General features: G+C 69.7%; 18 protein-coding genes and 1 tRNA gene. 15 read left to right on the top strand and 4 right to left on the bottom strand.

The window, feature by feature from the left end; translation table 11 throughout:
• Positions 1-70 precede the first annotated feature (70 nt).
• Together hisS and LRQ07_RS05660 are read left to right on the top strand one after the other, a co-directional pair.
• Positions 71-1,321: a histidine--tRNA ligase gene (gene hisS / locus LRQ07_RS05655; protein ID WP_232763155.1), complete on the top strand. Its 1,251-nt coding sequence runs from the start codon at positions 71-73 to the stop codon at positions 1,319-1,321.
• 72 nt (positions 1,322-1,393) lie between these two features.
• Positions 1,394-2,197 carry an SGNH/GDSL hydrolase family protein gene (locus LRQ07_RS05660; protein ID WP_413775533.1) on the top strand — a complete coding sequence of 268 codons (804 nt, stop codon included), beginning with the start codon at positions 1,394-1,396 and terminating at the stop codon, positions 2,195-2,197.
• Here the strand turns inward: LRQ07_RS05660 and LRQ07_RS05665 are convergent.
• The gene (locus LRQ07_RS05665) at positions 2,169-2,708 is read right to left on the bottom strand and encodes a VOC family protein (protein ID WP_131493468.1); all 540 of its coding nucleotides are present in this window, start codon (positions 2,706-2,708) and stop codon (positions 2,169-2,171) included. The genes LRQ07_RS05660 and LRQ07_RS05665 overlap by 29 nt on opposite strands.
• A gap of 87 nt (positions 2,709-2,795) precedes the next feature.
• On the opposite strand from LRQ07_RS05665, the gene LRQ07_RS05670 reads away from it, so the two are divergent.
• Entirely contained in the window at positions 2,796-3,590 is a 795-nt protein-coding gene (locus LRQ07_RS05670; protein ID WP_256536095.1) for an AraC family transcriptional regulator, read from the top strand.
• A 2-nt stretch (positions 3,591-3,592) separates the two neighbouring features.
• Here the strand turns inward: LRQ07_RS05670 and LRQ07_RS05675 are convergent, their stop codons facing one another.
• Together LRQ07_RS05675 and LRQ07_RS05680 are read right to left on the bottom strand one after the other, a co-directional pair.
• Positions 3,593-4,822, bottom strand: a complete 1,230-nt coding sequence (locus LRQ07_RS05675; protein WP_256536096.1) for an APC family permease — start codon at positions 4,820-4,822, stop codon at positions 3,593-3,595.
• A 43-nt stretch (positions 4,823-4,865) separates the two neighbouring features.
• Entirely contained in the window at positions 4,866-5,336 is a 471-nt protein-coding gene (locus tag LRQ07_RS05680) for a PaaI family thioesterase (RefSeq protein ID WP_256536097.1), read from the bottom strand.
• A 107-nt stretch (positions 5,337-5,443) separates the two neighbouring features.
• Here LRQ07_RS05680 and LRQ07_RS05685 point away from each other — a divergent pair, with 107 nt between their 5' ends.
• The 10 genes from LRQ07_RS05685 to LRQ07_RS05730 all read left to right on the top strand — a co-directional run bounded on the left by LRQ07_RS05685 (position 5,444) and on the right by LRQ07_RS05730 (position 14,978).
• Positions 5,444-5,842, top strand: a complete 399-nt coding sequence (locus LRQ07_RS05685; RefSeq protein WP_047523193.1) for a GntR family transcriptional regulator — start codon at positions 5,444-5,446, stop codon at positions 5,840-5,842.
• Entirely contained in the window at positions 5,839-6,897 is a 1,059-nt protein-coding gene (locus LRQ07_RS05690) for a DUF1648 domain-containing protein (RefSeq protein ID WP_256536098.1), read from the top strand. The genes LRQ07_RS05685 and LRQ07_RS05690 overlap by 4 nt, the downstream gene beginning before the upstream one ends.
• Positions 6,894-7,841, top strand: coding sequence for a CPBP family intramembrane glutamic endopeptidase (locus LRQ07_RS05695; protein WP_248539986.1), 948 nt, complete (start codon positions 6,894-6,896; stop codon positions 7,839-7,841). Before LRQ07_RS05690 ends, LRQ07_RS05695 begins: the two co-directional genes overlap by 4 nt.
• A gap of 31 nt (positions 7,842-7,872) precedes the next feature.
• Positions 7,873-8,532, top strand: coding sequence for an O-methyltransferase (locus LRQ07_RS05700; RefSeq protein ID WP_256536099.1), 660 nt, complete (start codon positions 7,873-7,875; stop codon positions 8,530-8,532).
• Between the two features lie 112 nt (positions 8,533-8,644).
• A complete protein-coding gene (gene eno, locus LRQ07_RS05705; protein ID WP_232762254.1) occupies positions 8,645-9,925 on the top strand; it encodes a phosphopyruvate hydratase in 1,281 nt (426 codons plus the stop codon).
• An 80-nt stretch (positions 9,926-10,005) separates the two neighbouring features.
• Positions 10,006-10,560: an FtsB family cell division protein gene (locus tag LRQ07_RS05710; RefSeq protein WP_248539987.1), complete on the top strand. Its 555-nt coding sequence runs from the start codon at positions 10,006-10,008 to the stop codon at positions 10,558-10,560.
• A 47-nt stretch (positions 10,561-10,607) separates the two neighbouring features.
• Positions 10,608-11,150 carry a DUF501 domain-containing protein gene (locus tag LRQ07_RS05715; protein WP_232762252.1) on the top strand — a complete coding sequence of 181 codons (543 nt, stop codon included), beginning with the start codon at positions 10,608-10,610 and terminating at the stop codon, positions 11,148-11,150.
• Positions 11,147-12,454, top strand: coding sequence for a S8 family serine peptidase (locus tag LRQ07_RS05720; RefSeq protein WP_232762251.1), 1,308 nt, complete (start codon positions 11,147-11,149; stop codon positions 12,452-12,454). The genes LRQ07_RS05715 and LRQ07_RS05720 overlap by 4 nt, the downstream gene beginning before the upstream one ends.
• Before the next feature lie 25 nt (positions 12,455-12,479).
• A complete protein-coding gene (locus LRQ07_RS05725) occupies positions 12,480-13,991 on the top strand; it encodes an NAD(P)/FAD-dependent oxidoreductase (protein ID WP_232762250.1) in 1,512 nt (503 codons plus the stop codon).
• A gap of 321 nt (positions 13,992-14,312) precedes the next feature.
• A complete protein-coding gene (locus LRQ07_RS05730; RefSeq protein WP_131493489.1) occupies positions 14,313-14,978 on the top strand; it encodes a DedA family protein in 666 nt (221 codons plus the stop codon).
• Between the two features lie 6 nt (positions 14,979-14,984).
• Here LRQ07_RS05730 and LRQ07_RS05735 read toward each other — a convergent pair.
• Positions 14,985-15,057, bottom strand: a tRNA-Leu gene (locus LRQ07_RS05735).
• Positions 15,058-15,143: 86 nt separating this feature from the next.
• On the opposite strand from LRQ07_RS05735, the gene LRQ07_RS05740 reads away from it, so the two are divergent.
• Entirely contained in the window at positions 15,144-16,391 is a 1,248-nt protein-coding gene (locus LRQ07_RS05740) for an alanine racemase (protein WP_256536101.1), read from the top strand.
• Complete coding sequence (locus tag LRQ07_RS05745) at positions 16,388-17,701, top strand: D-arabinono-1,4-lactone oxidase (protein ID WP_256536102.1); 1,314 nt, start codon at positions 16,388-16,390, stop codon at positions 17,699-17,701. The genes LRQ07_RS05740 and LRQ07_RS05745 overlap by 4 nt, the downstream gene beginning before the upstream one ends.
• The last annotated feature ends 37 nt before the right edge of the window (positions 17,702-17,738 follow it).

Here is a 17,738-nt window from a genome sequence, read left to right on the forward strand (position 1 = left end):
TCCGGGCGCACGGACCCTCGGGCCGACCTGGGAAGATGGACCCGTGGCTACTGTGAACCCGCCGCGCGGTATGCGCGACATCCTCCCCGCCGACAAGGCCCGCCGTGAGCGGGTCCTCTCCGTCATTCGCGAGCGCTACCTCGCGCACGGCTTCGACGAGATCGAGACGCCCGTCGTCGAGGACTACGATCGCCTCCATGCCGGGATCGGCGGCGATAACGAGAAGCTCTCGTACAACATCCTCCGTCGCGGCCTCGATGCAGACGCGATCCGGGCCGCGGCCGACGACCCCGCCGCGCTCTCGGACCTCGGTCTCCGCTACGACCTGACCGTGCCGCTCGCGCGCTTCTACGCGAGCAACCGCGGCCAGCTCCCCACCGTCTTCCGGTCGATCCAGATCGGCCCGGTGTGGCGCGCCGAGCGGCCGCAGAAGGGGCGCTATCGGCAGTTCGTCCAGTGCGACATCGACATCATGGGTGACGACTCCTCGCGGGCCGAGGCGGAGCTGATGGTCGCCTCCCTCGACGCCGTCGACGCGCTCGGACTCGACGGCGCGACCGTGCGGATCAATGACCGCCGGGTGCTGGACTGGATGCTGGACAGCTTCGGCTTCACGGCCGAGGAGCGCCCCGGGGTGCTCATCACGATCGACAAGCTCGACAAGATCGGACCGGAGGGCGTCGCCGCGGAGCTGCGCGAGCGCAGCGCTTCCGCAGCCGCCGCCGACGCCTTCGATGCTTTCCTGCAGCGCCCGCAGACGATGGAGTACCACCCGTTCGGGGAGCGGCAGATCCGCAAGGCGCTGCCCGAGGGAGCACCCGTCGAGCTCGTCGAGCACCTGGTCGGCATCGGCGAGGCGGTCGCAGCCGGGCGTGGGCAGTCCGACATCCCGCTCGTGTTCGACCCGTTCCTCGTGCGTGGCATGGGCTACTACACGGGCACGATCTTCGAGCTCGCGCACCCCTCCGTCCCATACTCGCTCGGCGGCGGCGGGCGCTACGACGGCATGATCGGGCGGTTCCTCGGCCAGCAGGTTCCGGCGGTCGGATTCTCGCTCGGGTTCGAGCGTCTCGTCGACCTGATCGCCGAGGAGAAGGACACCGTGGCGCAGGCCGTGGTCCTGATCCACGATGCGGATGTCCCGGTGCAGGAGCTGGTCCGGCAGAAGGCCGCGCTGATCGCCGAGGGCACCCGCGTACGGCTGGAGCGACGGACGAAGAACGTCAAGGCGCTGCTCGAGCGGTCGGCGGCTGACGGCTACACGGCTTTCGCGATGGTCACGGCAGGCGGGGGCGACCTGGAGGTCAAGCCGCTCTCCTGATTCCGGCCCGGGGCACGTGAGCGGCGTCGGGCCGTTCACGCCGTGTTCACGGTGATCGGGTCGAATCGGGTCATGGGCCGGTTCCGTCTCGTGATGCTCACGGCGCTGATCGCCGTGACGGTCGCGGCGTCCCTCCGTCTGGTGCTCGTGCAGCAGGCTGCGCTCGCGCGGAAGCGCATCGGCAAGCCGTTGGGGGAGGAGTCGCTCGATGCGGATCGCGTCTGGCGTGGCGCGCTCGACGGGGAACCGCTCGATCTGCTGATGCTCGGCGACTCCATCGCCGCCGGTCTCGGGGCCGAGCGTCGCAAGGAGACGCTCGGCGGGCGTCTGGCGAAGGCGATCGGACGCCGGATGCACCGTCCGGTGCGGCTGCGTACGGCGGCGGTCGTCGGCTCGGAGTCACCCGACCTGACTGCTCAGCTCGATGCCCTCCCCGCCGGGTACCGTCCGCACGTCGCGGTGATCGTGGTGGGCGGCAACGATGTGACGCATCGGCTGCCCGTGGCGCTGTCGGCGCAGCACCTGCAGGAGACGATCCGCAGGCTGAGCGCGCTCGGGGTCGAGGTCGTCGTGGGCACGTGCCCCGACCTCGGGGCGTTGCGCCCGGTGCCGCAGCCTCTCCGTCGGATCGCGTCGAGCCTGTCGCGTCGTCTCGCCGAGATCCAGGACGAGACGGCGCGACAGGCAGGCGCGGAGGCGGTCGATCTGCGTCGCGCGGTGGGGCCGATGTTCTTCGACGAGCCGGAGACGATGTTCAGCCCGGACCGGTTCCACCCGAGTGCCCTGGGTTACCGCCGTACGGCCGAGGCCCTGACACCCGCCGTGTGCCGGGCGGCGGAGCGGTCGCTCAGCTCGCGTCGGCGGGAGCCTCGCTGAACGATGCCGCCCATTCCGCGACCCGTCGGCTGCTCTCTTCCTCGGAGATGTCCTCGACGCGCGTCATGACGGACCAGCGCACGCCGAACGGATCGCGGATGCTGGCGAACCGATCGCCGGAGACGAAGAGGGCCGGTGCCTCGCGCACGGTGGCTCCGGCGACCACGGCCTTCTCGACGACGGTGTCGACGTCGGAGACGTAGAGACCCATCGAGTAGCAGTCGTCATCGCCCTCGGGTGCGCGGACGAGGTGGTACTCCGGATTCGGTTCGCCCAGCTGGAGACGGCCCAGCCCGAAGTCGAGGTCGGCGTGCACGACGACGCCGCCGAACTCGGTGACGTCGACGACCCGCGCGCCGAACACGTCGCGATAGAAGTCGATCGCCTGCTTCGCGCCTCGGATCGCCAGGAACGGGGTGAGGGAGGTGGCCCCGTGCGGGCGGCCGTCGGTGGTGTGGGTGCCGGTGGCACCGGTGGTCGGGGTGGCTGTCGTGGAGGTGTCGTCGCTCATGTCGCCACGGTACGTCGCGCGGGCGGACCACGGCTTGAAGATCCGCGACAACCTCCGCACGTCGGTGGCAGCGCCTACCCTGGCCCCATGGTGAATCCGACTCGTGGCGTGCTCTATCCGGCGCGGCTCCCGGAATTCCATCGGCTGCCCGCGCCGGCGGAGGTCGCGGAGCTGGTCGTGTGGTTCTGGATCCCGGAGTGGGACATCGCCGCCGGGCGCTCATCGCGGCAAGAGATGGTGGCCTACCCCGCACTCAACCTCGTCGTGGATGCCGATGCCGTGATGCTGTCCGGTGTCACGACCCGCGTCTCCCACCGCGACCTGCGAGGGCGAGGCTGGGCGGTCGGTGCCCTGCTGCGCCCCGCCGCGGTGGCCGCGCTGATCGACGACCCGGCTGCGTTGATCGACGGCGAGCGCGCACTGACCGCACCCGAGACCGCGGTGGCCGCGCTCCGCCACGACGTGGTGGCCGCGATGGCCTCGGGCGACGGGCGCCGGGAACGAGCGGTGGAGGTCTTCGCACGGTGGCTCGCGGATCGGGTCGGGGCGGTGAGCGAGCCCGACCGGCAGGCGAACGCGTTGACGGACGTGCTGATGGACGACGCGGCGGTGCTCACGCCGGAGGAGGCGGCGACGCGCATGGGGGTCTCCGTGCGGACCCTGCAGCGGATGACGCATCGTCATGTGGGCATCTCGCCGGCCGCGATGATCCGGCGACGGCGTCTGCAGGAGGCGGCACAGCGCGTCCGGGATCAGCCGGGCGTCGACCTCGCCTCGATCGCGGCCGACCTCGGGTACTCCGACCATGCCCATCTCACCCGCGACTTCCAGTCGGTCCTGGGCATCGCGCCGCGGGTGTACCGCGCCGAGTCGAGCCTCTGAGATCAGGATCGGGAGACGCGCAGACGCACCAGCCGATAGGCGACGCCGAGGAGGACCACTGCTGCTCCGATGAGCGAGGCGAGCACAGGAAGCGTGTTCACCAACAGGAGGCAGCCGAGTGCTCCGAGCACCTGCAGCGCGCGGGGGTAGCGGCGAGCGCTTCCGGCCTGTCGGAAGGCGGCCGCATTCGCGATGAGGTAGTACAGGAGCACTCCGAACGACGAGAACCCGATGGCATCGCGGAGATCAGCGACGAGGACGATCGCGATCACGGCGATCGCGATCACGATCTCTGCGCGCTGCGGCACCTGATGGCGCTGATCGATCTTCGCCAGGAACCTCGGCACGTCGCTCTCCCGTGCCATGGCCAGCGTGGTGCGTCCGATACCGGTCAGCAGCGCGAGGAGGGCTCCGAGTGAGGCGGCCGCGGCGGCCACGCGCACGATCGGCGTGAGCGCGGGCCATCCGGTCGCCACGAGCACGTCGACGAGGGGAGCGGTCGACTCCGCCGCGTCGGCGCCGAGCACGACGACCACGACGACTGCCACGAGCAGGTAGACGACGACGGCACCGCCCAGCGCGACCACGATGGCACGGGGGATGGTGCGCGCGGGGTCGACCACCTCTTCGCCCATCGTCGCGATGCGGGCGTAACCGGCGAAGGCGAAGAACAGCAGGCCAGCCCCCTGCAACACGCCGTACGCCGTGGCATCGGGCAGCGGAGCCGCGCTGGTGATCGCGCCGGCGCCGAACCCGAACCCGACCGCGACCGCGATCCCGAGGAGCGAGCAGACGACCAGCACGCGGGTGAGCATCGCGGTGCGCGTGACGCCGAGGCAGTTCACGATCGCGAGCGCGGCGACCGCGGCGACCGCCACCGGAACGGTCCAACCTTCGGGGGCGGCATAGGCGGCGAACGTCATCGCCATAGCGGCGCAGCTGGCGATCTTGCCGATCACGAAGCTCCAGCCGGCGACGAAGCCCCACCAGGGGCCGATCTCCGCGCGTGCGTAGGCGTAGGTCCCGCCGGCGACAGGATGGGCCGCGGCGAGTTGCGCCGATGATGTGGCATTGCAGTACGCGACGACGGCGGCGATGGCGAGTGCGACGAAGACTCCGCTTCCCGCGACGCCGATCGCCGGTGCCCACACCGCGAACACGCCGGCACCGATCATGGAACCCAGGCCGATGGCGACGGCGTCCGTGAGCGTCAGGCGACGAGCGAGGGGCATCCCGTCATCGTGGCATGCGACGGTGAACGGCGGGTGACGGCGGTCAGCTCCGTGCGGCGGTGACCCGCCTCTTCTCGCGGATGTAGACCTCGCGGCGCACCTTCGCGACGACGTCGCCTTCGCGGTCGGTGATGACCGTCTCGAACCACTCGAGCACCTTGGCCCCGCCCCGCGCACGCTCGCGGATCTCCTCGGCCTTCTCCTTCGACACCTCGAACTCGGCCGTGAGCACGCCTCGTCCTGGCTTGAGGAACTCGATCTCGCCGCGCGTGTCCCACACGACATGGTCGCGGCCGAGCTGGTGCATCACCAGCATGAAGAAGTACGGGTCGGTCATCGCCGACATCGAGCCGCCGAACGCGGTCTCGACGTAGTTGCGGGTGAAGACGTTGACGTGCAGTTCCACGGTGGCGTGCGTCCAGTCCTCACTGAAGCGGCGGATGCGGATTCCGCTGAAGAGATTGGGGATCCACAGGCTCATACCGATCGCGAGACGGCGGGGAGTGATGCGCATGAGGTCAGTGTGGAGTACCGCTCCGAGAGCGACAAAGACGTGTGGAGGATTGTGACAGTTGTTCTAGTTCACATAGAATAACTAGAGATTCGAGGAGAGGGGGCCACATGCTCATCCGTGTCGATGTCGACAGCCCGCGTGCGCTGTACGACCAGGTGGCGACCTCCGTCCGCTCCGACATCCTCGCCGGCGTCCTGGCTCCCGGGGACCGGCTCCCCGCGGCGCGCGATGTCGCCGAAGCGCTGTCGATCAATCAGCACACCGTGCTCCACGCCTACCAACGGCTGCGCGACGAAGGGCTCGTCGACCTCCGCCGGGGCCGAGGGGCGGTCATCGCAGCGTCGGCGGCACCGCTCGCCGAACTCGCCCATGACATCGACGACCTGGTGCGCCGCGCCGCTGCGCTCGGTGTCTCCGCCGATACGCTCGCGGGCATCGTGCGCTCCCATCGAGAGGTCCGCTCCGACCTCGACCACTCCGACCGTCGCGAGGAGGACTCGCCATGACCACCTACGACCTCACCCGCACGCCACCGCCGCTCCTGAAGCGCGCCCGACGGATGTTCTTCCTCGTCGCCGTGCTCGTGCCGATCGTGATCACGACGGTCGCGCTGGTGGTGCTGCTCTCCTGGTTGCCGTCGCTTCCGGAGCAGGTCGCGACCCACTGGGGTGTCGACGGCGCCGACGGGTTCGGATCCGCGGCCACGTATCTCTGGCTCCTGCTCGGGGTGGGCCTCGGGATCCCCGCACTGATGGTCGTCACGACACTCGTCGCGGTCGGGTCGCACTGGGGCGGCGCAGCGCGGCTGATGGGTGCGCTCGCCGCCGGGATGGCGGCCTTCGCCGCCGTGACGAGCGTCGGGTCGCTCGCGATCCAGCGCGATCTGTCCGAGTCCTCCGAAATTCCCGGCATCGGCGGTGTCGTCGCCGTTTCCTTCGTCGCGCTCCTCGTCGTCGCCGGAGCGGCCTGGGCCGTGCAGCCTCGCGTCCGCGCTCCCCGGGGGCGCACGCTCGAGCCGCGCTACGCCGTGCACATCGAGAAGGGGGAACGCGTCGTGTGGATCGCCACGACGAGCATGCCCCGCGGTGTGGTCGCCTTCCTCCTCGTCGTGCTGCTCGGACTCGTCGCGCTCGCCGCGTACCTGCTCGGGACCGGAACCGAGGGAGGAGCGCTCGTCGCTCTCGTGGTGCTGGTCGTGGGCATCTCGCTGGCGGCCACGGCCTCCTTCCGCGTCATGATCACGCCGGAGGGCTTCGCTGCGCGGGCGCTCCTGGGGTGGCCGCGGGTCCGTGTCCCGCTCGACGAGGTCGAGTCGGCGCGCGCCGTCGACATCTCGCCGTTCGGTGAGTTCGGCGGATGGGGATGGCGCGTCTCCGTCGACGGCCGTTCGGGCATCGTCCTGCGCCGTGGGCCGGCGATCGAGGTCTCGCGCCGCGGTCGACGTCCCTTCCTCGTGACGATCGACGGCGCAGAAGAGGCGGCCGCACTGCTGCAGGCGTATGTCGACCGCACGCGAACATCGGGCACGATGCCCACCGACACCGGAAAGGCGACGTCATGATCGACTCCACTCCACAGCTGCGGCGCGTGCCCTGGGCCGCCGTCCTTCTCTTCGTCGTCGTGGCCTTCGCCCTGGCGTGGCTGGTGGCGCTGCCGCTGTGGCTCGGTGACGGACTCGCCGAACCGCTGACCGTCGTGCTGCTCCCGCTGATGATGTGTACTCCGGCGGTCGCCGCGGTCATCGTCACCTTCGCGATGGGGGTTCCTGCTCGGGGTGGGCGCGCCCGGTTCCTCGGACTCTGGCCGCTGCGTCCCGCGAAGCGCGTCGTATGGCTCATCGTCGTCGGATGGCTGGTTCCGCCCCTCCTGGTCGGAGCGAGCCTCCTCGTGGCGGCGGCGTTCGGCTTCGTGCAGTTCGACCCGACCTTCCCCGCCTTCGCCGCCGAACTCGAGAAGGCCGTGCCGGCCGGCACGCCGTTGCCCCCGGTCGGAATCCTCGTGTTCGCGCAGCTCGCCGCGATCCCGGTGGGCGCGTTGATCAACAGCTTCTTCGCGTTCGGTGAGGAGCTCGGCTGGCGGGGCTGGCTGCTGCCGGCGCTGCGCCCGCTCGGGACCTGGCCCGCCCTGATCCTGAGCGGTGTGATCTGGGGCGCCTGGCACAGCCCGATCATCCTGCTCGGGTACAACTTCGGGCGTACCGACATCCTGGGCGTGGTGCTCATGATCGGCGGATGCGTCGCCTGGGGTGTCCTGTTCGGGTGGCTGCGTCTGCGCTCGGGGTCGGTGTGGCCTGCCGTGATCGCGCACGGATCGCTCAATGCCGCCGCCGGACTCGTGCTGATCTTCGCCGCCTCGCAGCCGGACATGGCTCTCGCCGGGCCGCTCGGGCTCGCCGGGTGGATCGTGCTCCTCCTCGTCGCGGTCGTGCTCGCGCTGACCGGGCAGTTCCGCACGCAGCCGGAACTCGCCGCTCCGGCACCCCGGCTCTCTCCACCGCAGCCTTGACGGGCCGAGGCGTCGGGGGTTGGCTGAGGGCATGGAATCCACTCCCGCGGCATGGTCGCAGACCGATTCGTTCCTCGCCGATACCCTGATCGGCTCCGATGCCCACCTCGAGGCGGCGCTCACGGCCCAGCGGGCAGCGGGTCTGCCCGAGATCGAGGTCGCCCCCGTGGCGGGCAAGCTGCTGAACCTCCTCGTCCGGATCAGCGGCGCGCGGCGGGTGCTCGAGATCGGCACGCTCGGCGGCTACTCCACGATCTGGCTTGCTCGCGCCGTCGGGCCCGAGGGGCGGGTGGTGACGGTCGAGGCGGAGCCGGACAACGCCGCCGTCGCCCGGGCGAGCATCGACGCGGCGGGCGTCGGCGATCGTGTCGACATCCGGGTGGGCAGGGGAGCGGACGTGCTCCCGAGCCTGGTCGGCGGTTTCGATCTGGTGTTCATCGACGCCGACAAGGAGTCCAACACGATCTACCTCGACTGGGCGGCGAAGCTCGGGCACGCGGGGACCGTGATCGTGCTGGACAACATCGGGCGCGAGGGGGAGATCGTGAGTGAGGACGCCGTCGACCCGAAGGTGGTCGGCACCCGTGACGGACTCCGGATGCTCGGGGAGGATCCGCGCTTCGACGCCACGGCGCTGCAGACCGTCGGGGTCAAGGGCTGGGACGGCTTCGCGATCGCGGTCGTGGTCTGACTGCGCGTACCGGGAGGAAAGAGTCCCTGAGCCGGTCGGGAGCGCGGGCTAGACTGGGCGCGGATCGACGACGCTCCACACCACGTTTTCCCCCTGAGCAAGGAGCACATCAGTGGCACTGATCGAGGCTGTAGGCGCACGCGAGATTCTCGACTCGCGCGGAAACCCGACCGTCGAGGTGGAGGTCCTCCTCGACGACGGCATCGTGCAGCGGGCGGCTGTCCCGTCCGGCGCATCCACCGGCGCGTTCGAGGCGTACGAGCTCCGCGACGGCGACAAGGACCGCTACGGCGGCAAGGGCGTGCTCAAGGCCGTCGAGGCCATCATCGATGAGCTCGGCCCGGCGATCGAAGGTGTCGAGGCGAGCGAGCAGCGCATCGTCGACGAGATCCTCAACGAGGTCGACGGCACCGAGAACAAGAAGCGCGTCGGCGCCAACGCCATCCTCGGCGTGAGCCTCGCGGTCGCCAAGGCTGCCGCCGACTCGGCCGATCTGCCGCTGTTCCGCTACCTCGGCGGCCCGAACGCGCACGTGCTGCCCGTTCCCCTGTTCAACGTCATCAACGGCGGCGAGCACGCCGACAACGGCATCGACATGCAGGAGTTCTTCCTCGCCCCGATCGGTGCGGAGACCTACTCCGAAGCCCTCCGCTGGGGCGTCGAAACCTACCACGTGCTGCGCGCGGAGCTGAAGGCCGCGGGTTACGCGACCGGCCTCGGCGACGAGGGCGGCTTCGCCCCCGACCTGCCCAGCAACCGCGAGGGACTGGACTTCCTGGTGAAGGCGATCGAGAAGGCCGGCTTCACCCCCGGTACCGACATCGCGCTCGGCCTCGACGTCGCCGCCACCGAGTTCTTCAAGGACGGTGTCTACCGTCTCGACAACAAGGACTGGGACGCCGCCGCGCTCACCGAGTACTACGTCGGACTCGTCAACGACTTCCCGATCGTCACGATCGAGGACGCGCTGGCCGAGGACGACTGGGACAACTGGAAGCACCTCACCGACGTCCTCGGCTCCAAGGTGCAGCTGGTCGGCGATGACCTGTTCGTCACGAACCCGGCACGTCTGGCCGACGGCATCACGCGCGGTGTCGCGAATTCCCTGCTCGTCAAGGTGAACCAGATCGGGACGCTGACCGAGACGTTCGACGCGGTCAGCCTCGCTCAGCGCTCGGGCTACACGGCGATGCTCTCGCACCGCTCGGGCGAGACCGAGGACACCACGATCGCCGACCTCGTCGTCGCGACGAACGCCGGTCAGATCAAGGCGGGTGCGCCTGCCCGCAGCGAGCGCGTGGCGAAGTACAATCAGCTTCTGCGCATCGAAGAAGAGCTGGGAGATGCCGCGGTCTTCGCCGGTCGATCGGCGTTCCCGCGCTACCAGGCCTGAGCGCAGCCGAGACAGCGAGACATCTCGCCCGGCGGAGGATGCACGAACGACCCGCCGGGCAGCACGACGAAGGAGGAGCCGTGGTACGACGACCGGCTCCTCCTTCGGCGTCTCCCGCGCCGAAGACTCCGCGGACGACGGGGAAGTCGGCCACGAAGCCGAAGCCCGCGTCCGCATCGAGGTCGACGCGTGGCTCCGCTCCGCGTGTCGACGTCCGCGAATGGGCGGCGGGTATCCGTCTGTCCGCCTTCTCCGTCATCATGCTCTCGCTGGTGGTGCTCGGCGCGTGGGTCCTCGTGCCCACGCTCGGCACCTTCATCGATCAGCGCCAGAAGATCGCGGCGCTCGAGGCCTCCGTGCAGGTGAGCGAGGACGAGATCTCGGCGCTCATCGCGGAGCGGGACCGCTGGAGCGACCCCGCCTACATCACCACCCAGGCCCGGGAACGGTTGTACTACGTGAAGCCGGGGGAGGTCGTGTACCTGATCGACAACGATCTCGATCCCTCCGCGCTGCCTCGTGAGCAGGCGCCGGTCAGCGACACCATCCAGGAGAAGCCCGCGGACTGGATGCCGCACCTGTTGCGCACGCTCGTCTCGACGGGCCTGAGCGACACGGCGGCGGTGGCTCGCTGAGGGGTCGCGTCGAGCATCTTCTCGGGCGGCTCCCGTACGCTGGAGAGGTGACCACGCCGCCGTTCCCCGCCCCCACTCCCGCCGAACTCGCCGTCGTATCGGCCCAGCTCGGCCGTCCCGCTCGGGGTGTGGTGGGCATCGCCGCCCGGTGCGCCTGCGGCAACCCGACGGTGGTCGCCACGACCCCCCGTCTTCCGGACGGCACTCCGTTCCCGACCTTCTATTACCTGACCCACCCGGCAGCGACCGCGGCCATGTCGACGCTCGAAGCCACGCAGGTGATGCCGGAGCTCGCCGCCCTGCTCGTCGACGACGAGGAGGTGGCCGCGGCCTACCTCGCCGCCCATCAGGCCTACCTCGCCGACCGCACGAGGTTCGGAGAGGTCCCCGAGATCGACGGCATCTCCGCCGGGGGCATGCCGACGCGCGTGAAGTGCCTCCATGCGCTCGCCGGACACGCTCTCGCGGCGGGCCCTGGAGTGAACCCCATCGGCGACGCCGCGCTGTCGCGCTCCTCGTGGTCCCCGACGGTCTGCCGGTGTGAGGACCCCGGCGCCGCCACGCGTGAAGAGGCGGCTCTCCCGGAATGACCGTGCGTCGGACGTTCCGCAGCGCTGCCGCCGTCGTGGTGGTCGCGGCCTCCGTCCTGCTCCTCGGAGCCTCCGCGACCCCGCCGCCGATCCCGGATGATCCGGCCGACCCGACGCGTGCGTCTGAGTACTGGCTCGACGGAGCGCGGATCCGCGAGGCCTGGCAGACCACACGGGGCGAGGGCGTGACGATCGCCGTGATCGACACGGGCATCGGCAAGGTGCCACAGGTGTTCGGCGATGCCGTGGTGGGCGGGACCGACGTTTCCGGCGCGGGAACTCCGGACGGACGCACACCGCTGGGCGCGGTCGACGGCAACCACGGCTCCTGGGTGGCGTCGCTCGCGGCGGGGCGGGGCGCGGCGGACGGCACCGGCATGATCGGTGTGGCACCAGAGGCGAACCTGCTGTCGATCTCCGTGGGGTTCGGTGCGGCGGCGGCCGTCCCGTTCACGGAGCAGGTCGCGAAGGGCATGCGCTGGGCCGTCGACAACGGCGCCGACATCATCAACCTCTCCTTCACGACGAATACGCTGGATTGGGACGAGAGCTGGGACGATGCGTTCCTGTACGCCTTCGAGCACGACGTCGTGGTGGTCGTCGCTGCAGGGAACAGGGGGAGCGGGACGAACATCATCGGCGCCCCAGCCACGATCCCCGGTGTGCTCACGGTCGGCGGGGTGGACCAGACGGGCACGGCGAGTGTCGAGGCCTCCACGCAGGGCATCACGATCGGCATCTCGGCGCCCAGCGAGGGCTTGATCGGCGTCTCGGCCGACGGGACGATCCAGCCCTGGCGCGGAACGAGCGGCGCGGCCCCCATCGTCGCCGGCGTCGCAGCTCTGATCCGTTCGGCGCACCCCGACATCAAGGCGATCGACGTGATCAACCGGATCATCCAGACGGCCATCCCGGTTCCGGATGCCGTCAAGCCGCGGGATCCGCTCTACGGCTACGGGCTCGTGGATGCGGCGGCGGCGATCTCCGCGGACATCGCGCCGGTGACCGAGAACCCGATGGGCGATCTCGCCGAGTGGATCCGGTGGTTCCGCCGCGCGGAGGCGAAACCGGAACCCGAGGCGTCCGTCACACCGGTCGCCGTGCCGCCTCTCCCGGCCGCGGACGCGCCCAGCGAGGCCGGTTCACCGTTGCTTCCCAGCGCTGATTCGCTGCGTTACGGTACCCTGCCGCTCATTGCGCTCACGGTCCCTGGTATCCTGATAGCGCTTGGCGTCACCGCAGCTGCCCGGCGCATCCGATCGGCGCGCGTTCCCGTACGCCAAATCCCCGACTCCGAGGAGTAGTTCTTCTGTGCCTCAGAACAGCACTGTGCCCAAGATTCTGATCGTCGGCGGAGGGTACGCAGGTTTTTACACTGCGTGGAAGCTCGAGAAGCACCTGCGCAAGGGTGAGGCCGACGTCACGATGGTCGACCCGCTGCCGTACATGACCTACCAGCCGTTCCTCCCCGAGGTCGCCGCCGGTTCGATCGAGGCGCGGCACTCGGTGGTCGCCCACCGTCGTCACCTCAAGCGCACGCACGTCCTCACCGCGAAGGTGACGAACATCAACCACGCGCAGAAGGTCGCGACGATCACGCCGCCCGTGGGCGAGCCGTACGAGTTCGCGTACGACCAGATCGTCGTCACCGCCGGAGCGGTGTCGCGCACGTTCCCGATTCCCGGGATCGCCGACAACGCGATCGGGCTGAAGACGATCGAGGAAGCCGTCGCGATCCGCGACAAGGTGATGTCGAACTTCGACAAGGCGGCGTCGCTGCCGGCCGGCCCCGAGCGCGACCGTCTGCTCTCCGTCGTCGTCGTCGGTGGTGGCTTCGCCGGCATCGAGGTGTTCGCGGAGCTGCGCTCGCTCGCCTCCTCGCTCGTCGGCAAGTACCCGCAGCTGAGCTTCGAGGACACGCACTTCCACCTCATCGAGGCCATGGGGCGCATCATGCCCGAGGTCTCGCTGAAGACCAGCGAGTGGGTGCTGAAGGACCTCGCCAAGCGTGGTGCCAACGTGCACCTCGACACCCAGGTCACCGGGGCGATCGACGGCAACGTCGAGCTCTCCACGGGCGAGGTCATCCCGACCGACGTCATCGTGTGGACCGCCGGTGTCATGGCCAACCCGACGGTGGTGCGGGGCGGAGACCTTCCCGTCGAGGAGCGCGGTCGCATCCAGACCCGCGCCGATCTGCGCGTCGGTACCCCCGAGGCGTTCGTCGAGGGTGCCTGGGCCGCGGGTGACGTGTCCGCCGTGCCCGACCTCTCCGGCGGGGGAGTCGGCGGCTTCTGCGTGCCGAACGCTCAGCACGCGGTCCGTCAGGCGAAGCTCCTCGCCAAGAACCTCGTCGCCGTCCTGCGCGGAGAGAACCCCAAGGAGTACTTCCACAAGAACCTGGGCGCCGTCGCCGGCCTCGGCCTCTACAACGGTGTCTTCCAGTCCGGCAAGATCGCCCTCAAGGGCTTCGTGGCCTGGGTCGCGCACCGTGGCTACCACGGCCTCGCGATGCCGACCTGGGAGCGCAAGTTCCGCGTGATCTGGGGCTGGTGGAACAACCTGTGGCTGGGCCGCGACCTGGTGAACCTCGAGACCGTGCAGAACCCGCGTTACGTGTTCGAGGAGTTCGCTGCCCGCCCGCGTCCGGCCGCTCCCGCGGCGCCGGCTGCGGACACGGCTCCGGCCGCGAAGTCCGAGCCTCCCGTCAAGAAGTCTGCGGCCAAGGTTTCCGACGCGGAGGGTGAGGCGGAGGCGAAGAAGCCGGCGACCAAGAAGGCTCCCGCCAAGAAGGCTCCCGCGAAGAAGGCCGCTGAACCCGTCGAGGCTTCGGCGAAGTAGTCGGACGCTCTCGCGTCTCCGGAACGGCCCCGTGCGCTCAGCGCCGGGGCCGTTCCTCGTTTTCTCGGCACCTGTGCGTTTCCGAGGCGTTGCTCAGGCGTGCTCCGATAGTGTCGTCACCGCGAAGGGGAGTACTCCCGTCTGCAGCGTCGTCGTCATTACGAGCACGAGAATGTGCTCCGGCCCGCTGGCCCGCGAGGGTGGAGGAGACCTTGGCACCCGTATCGCGGGCCGCCGAGAAACCCCTGCCGTCTTCTCCGACGTGGGGATGCCCGGTGGTCTGCCCCACGAAGGGACCACCATGGGAAGGCTCGCCCACTGATGCTTCTGTCCATCGACACCGATCACGGCTTCACCGGCCTCACCGGGTTCGCAGCCGATGTGCTCATCGCTCTCGGCGACTTCGGCGTCGGCCTTCTGGTCTTCCTCGAAGTGCTGATTCCGCCGATCCCGAGCGAGGTGATCCTTCCGTTCGCGGGGTACCTGAGCCAGAGCGGCCAGCTGAACCTGGGCTGGCTCATCTTCTGGAGCACGCTGGCATCGTGGATCGGTGCGCTCCTGCTCTACGGCCTCGGCGCAGCGATCGGGATGCACCGGGCGGTGCGTCTGCTCGCGGCGACGCGTCTGGTGAGCCGCTCGGACCTGGAGCGCGGATCCGAGTGGTTCGTGCGCAGCGGCGCGTGGACGGTGCTGGTCGGGCGCATGGTGCCCGGCGTGCGCAGCCTCATCTCGATCCCCGCCGGTGCTGCTCGCATGAACCTGGTGACCTTCAGCCTCTTCACGATCATCGGCAGCGGGCTCTGGAACACGCTGCTCCTGGGGGTCGGCGCGGCCCTCGGCACACAGCACGAGCAGCTGGAGCAATATCTCGGCTATCTCGACTACGCCGTCTACACGGCGATCGCGATCGCCCTCGTCGTGCTGGTCGTGCGTCGGATACGTGAGGCGGCGGGTGAGCGGAAGAAGCTCGCACGCGCACAGGACTGAAAGCGGTGCCCCCGCTGGGACTCGAACCCAGACTGAAGCGATTTTAAGTCGCCTGCCTCTGCCATTGGGCTACGGGGGCCTGCTCGTCAGCCTAGCCCGGTCAGCGGATGCGACCCGGTGCCGTCGGGGGTGATCCGGAGTACGAGGAGGCCGTAGGGTGGGGGAGTGCTCGACCTCATCGACGAACTGAGCCCGGCCCCCGGCGCGCTCGCGGTCGCCCCCGAATGGGAGGATCCGGCCCGCTATTGGCCGCGCCTCTCCGCCGTGACGGGCCATCTGCCGGCGCCTGTCGCGGTGATCGACCGGGAAGCGCTCCGCTACAACGCCATGGATCTCCTGGTCCGCGCCGGTGGTCTTCCGATCCGCGTGGCGTCGAAGTCGGTGCGTGTGCGTGCCGTGCTCGATGCGGTGCTGAAACTCCCCGGGTTCCGGGGCATCCTCGCGTTCACGCTCGAGGAGGCGCTCTGGCTCGCTGAGACGCATGACGACATCATGCTCGGCTACCCGACCGTGGACCGCGCGGGGCTGGAGAAGCTCTTCGCCGACGAGCAGGCGGCGCAGCGGATCACGCTGATGGTCGATGACCTCGTCCACCTCGATGTGATCGACAGTGTCGCCGGACCGGGATCCCGTCCGGAGATCCGAGTGGCGATCGACGTCGACGCCTCGTGGCGCTCCTCGCTCCTCGGACACATCGGTGTGCGTCGCTCGGCTCTGTTCTCGGCGGGAGAGGTGGCTGCTTTCGCCCGAAAGGTCATCGCGCGCCCGGGCTTCCGGCTGGTCGGACTGCAGATGTACGACGCGCAGATCGCCGGGCAGGGCGACGACGCCGGCCCCGACGCGCCCCTTATCCGGATGGTGCAGGCGCGCTCCCGCAACGAACTGCGGGAGCGTCGGGCGGACATCGTGGCCGCGGTCGGAGCGATCGCGTCTCTGGAGATCCTCAACGGCGGGGGGACGGGTTCGCTCGAGTTCACCGGGAGCGATGAGTCCCTCACCGAGGCGAGCGCCGGCAGCGGCCTGCTCGGAGGACACCTGTTCGACGGCTACCGCTCCTTCCGTCCCGCGCCGGCTTCCGCATTCGCGTTCGACGTCGTCCGACGCCCGGCCCCGGACATCGCCACCGTGCTCGGCGGCGGATGGATCGCCTCCGGGCCCGCCGTCGCCTCGCGCCAGCCGCGAGCCGTCTGGCCGCAGGGACTCCACACGCTCTCCCGCGAAGCGGCGGGTGAGGTGCAGACACCGCTGCAGGGTCCTGCCGCCAGGTCACTCGGAGTGGGGGATCGGGTCTGGTTCCGCCACGCCAAGAGCGGGGAGCCGGCGGAGCGCATCGACGGATACCACCTGGTCTCGGGTGAGGAGATCATTGACGAGTTGCCGACCTATCGCGGCGAGGGAAAGGCGTTCCTGTGACGAGAATCGGCGGATCCTGGCAGAACTGGGGCCGCTCGGCCTCGGTGCGGCCCGTGCGTGTGGAGCGTCCGCGCAGCCCGGAGGGTGTGCAGCGGGCGGTTCTGGCTGCGGTGAAGCAGGGGCTCAGCATCAAGGCGGTGGGCGCCGGACACAGTTTCACGGGCATCGCCGTGGCGCCGGGAGTCCTGCTCGAGCTCGACGATCTGCAGGGACTCGTCTCGGCGGATGCCGCAACCGGCCGGGTGACGCTTCTCGCAGGAACCCGGCTGCATCGGATCCCGCGCTTGCTCGCACCCTTCGGGCTCGCGATGGAGAACTTGGGGGACATCGACCGCCAGTCGATCGCGGGTGCCATCTCGACCGGAACCCACGGCACCGGCGCCGGGTTCGGCGGGCTCGCGACCCAGGTCGTCGGAGTCACGATGGTCACGGCGGACGGCGAGTTCCTCCGCATCGATGACGAGCGCGAGAGTGAGCTGCTCCCGGCCGTCGCGCTCGGCCTCGGCGCGCTCGGGATCATCGTCGAAGTCACGCTCCAGTGCGTGCCGGCCTTCGTGATGCATGCGATCGATGAACCGGCTCCGCTCGACGATGTGCTCGAGACGCTCGAGGAGCGGGTGGCGGCGTCCGATCATTTCGAGTTCTACTGGTTCCCCCACACCGATGTCGCCCTGACCAAGCGTCAGACCCGCCTGCCTGAGTCGACCGTGCGCCATCCGCTCCCTGTCGTGGGGAGGTGGATCGACGAGACGCTCCTGTCCAACGGTGTGTATCGGGTGGTGTGTGCCGCGGGACAAGCGGTTCCCGCGATCACCCCGCCCTTCAGCCGGCTCGCGGTCAGGCTCACGGGGAATCGCGAGTACACCGAGCTCTCGCACCGAGTGCTGATCCAGAGTCGCACCGTGCGGTTCCGCGAGATGGAGTATGCGCTCCCCGCAGAGAACGTGGTGCCGGCGTTCCACGCGGTGCGTGCTCTCATCGCCCGACGCGGGTGGCGGATCGAGTTCCCGATCGAGGTGCGCTTCGCCGCGAGCGACGACCGCTGGCTGTCGACGGCGCACGGGCGGGCGACGGCGTACATCGCCGTGCACCGGTACTGGCGGGCTGACCCGACCGAGTACTTCGGCGCGGTGGAGGAGATCATGCTCGAGTTCGGCGGTCGTCCGCACTGGGGCAAACTCCACACGCTGACCGAAGAGACGCTGCGGTTGCGCTACCCGCGCTTCGAGGACTTCGTCGCGTTGCGCGACCGCCTCGACCCGGAGCGCCGGTTCGGGAACCGTTACCTGGAGCGAGTCCTCGGGAGCTGATCCGACGTCCGTGGAGAGTGCGTCGGCGCCCAGTCCA

Origin of the sequence: Microbacterium sp. J1-1, from assembly GCF_024498615.1 — a bacterium.
Classification (GTDB): domain Bacteria; phylum Actinomycetota; class Actinomycetes; order Actinomycetales; family Microbacteriaceae; genus Microbacterium; species Microbacterium aurugineum.

Coding starts and splice junctions, on each gene's coding strand:
- LRQ07_RS05660 (WP_413775533.1), top strand. CDS start 1,394: ATGGGCCGGTTCCGTCTCGTGATGCTCACGGCGCTGATCGCCGTGACG.
- LRQ07_RS05695 (WP_248539986.1), top strand. CDS start 6,894: ATGATCGACTCCACTCCACAGCTGCGGCGCGTGCCCTGGGCCGCCGTC.
- LRQ07_RS05675 (WP_256536096.1), bottom strand. CDS start 4,822: ATGCCCCTCGCTCGTCGCCTGACGCTCACGGACGCCGTCGCCATCGGC.
- LRQ07_RS05670 (WP_256536095.1), top strand. CDS start 2,796: ATGGTGAATCCGACTCGTGGCGTGCTCTATCCGGCGCGGCTCCCGGAA.
- LRQ07_RS05685 (WP_047523193.1), top strand. CDS start 5,444: ATGCTCATCCGTGTCGATGTCGACAGCCCGCGTGCGCTGTACGACCAG.
- LRQ07_RS05680 (WP_256536097.1), bottom strand. CDS start 5,336: ATGCGCATCACTCCCCGCCGTCTCGCGATCGGTATGAGCCTGTGGATC.
- LRQ07_RS05665 (WP_131493468.1), bottom strand. CDS start 2,708: ATGAGCGACGACACCTCCACGACAGCCACCCCGACCACCGGTGCCACC.
- hisS (WP_232763155.1), top strand. CDS start 71: ATGCGCGACATCCTCCCCGCCGACAAGGCCCGCCGTGAGCGGGTCCTC.
- LRQ07_RS05720 (WP_232762251.1), top strand. CDS start 11,147: ATGACCGTGCGTCGGACGTTCCGCAGCGCTGCCGCCGTCGTGGTGGTC.
- LRQ07_RS05690 (WP_256536098.1), top strand. CDS start 5,839: ATGACCACCTACGACCTCACCCGCACGCCACCGCCGCTCCTGAAGCGC.
- LRQ07_RS05700 (WP_256536099.1), top strand. CDS start 7,873: ATGGAATCCACTCCCGCGGCATGGTCGCAGACCGATTCGTTCCTCGCC.
- LRQ07_RS05730 (WP_131493489.1), top strand. CDS start 14,313: ATGCTTCTGTCCATCGACACCGATCACGGCTTCACCGGCCTCACCGGG.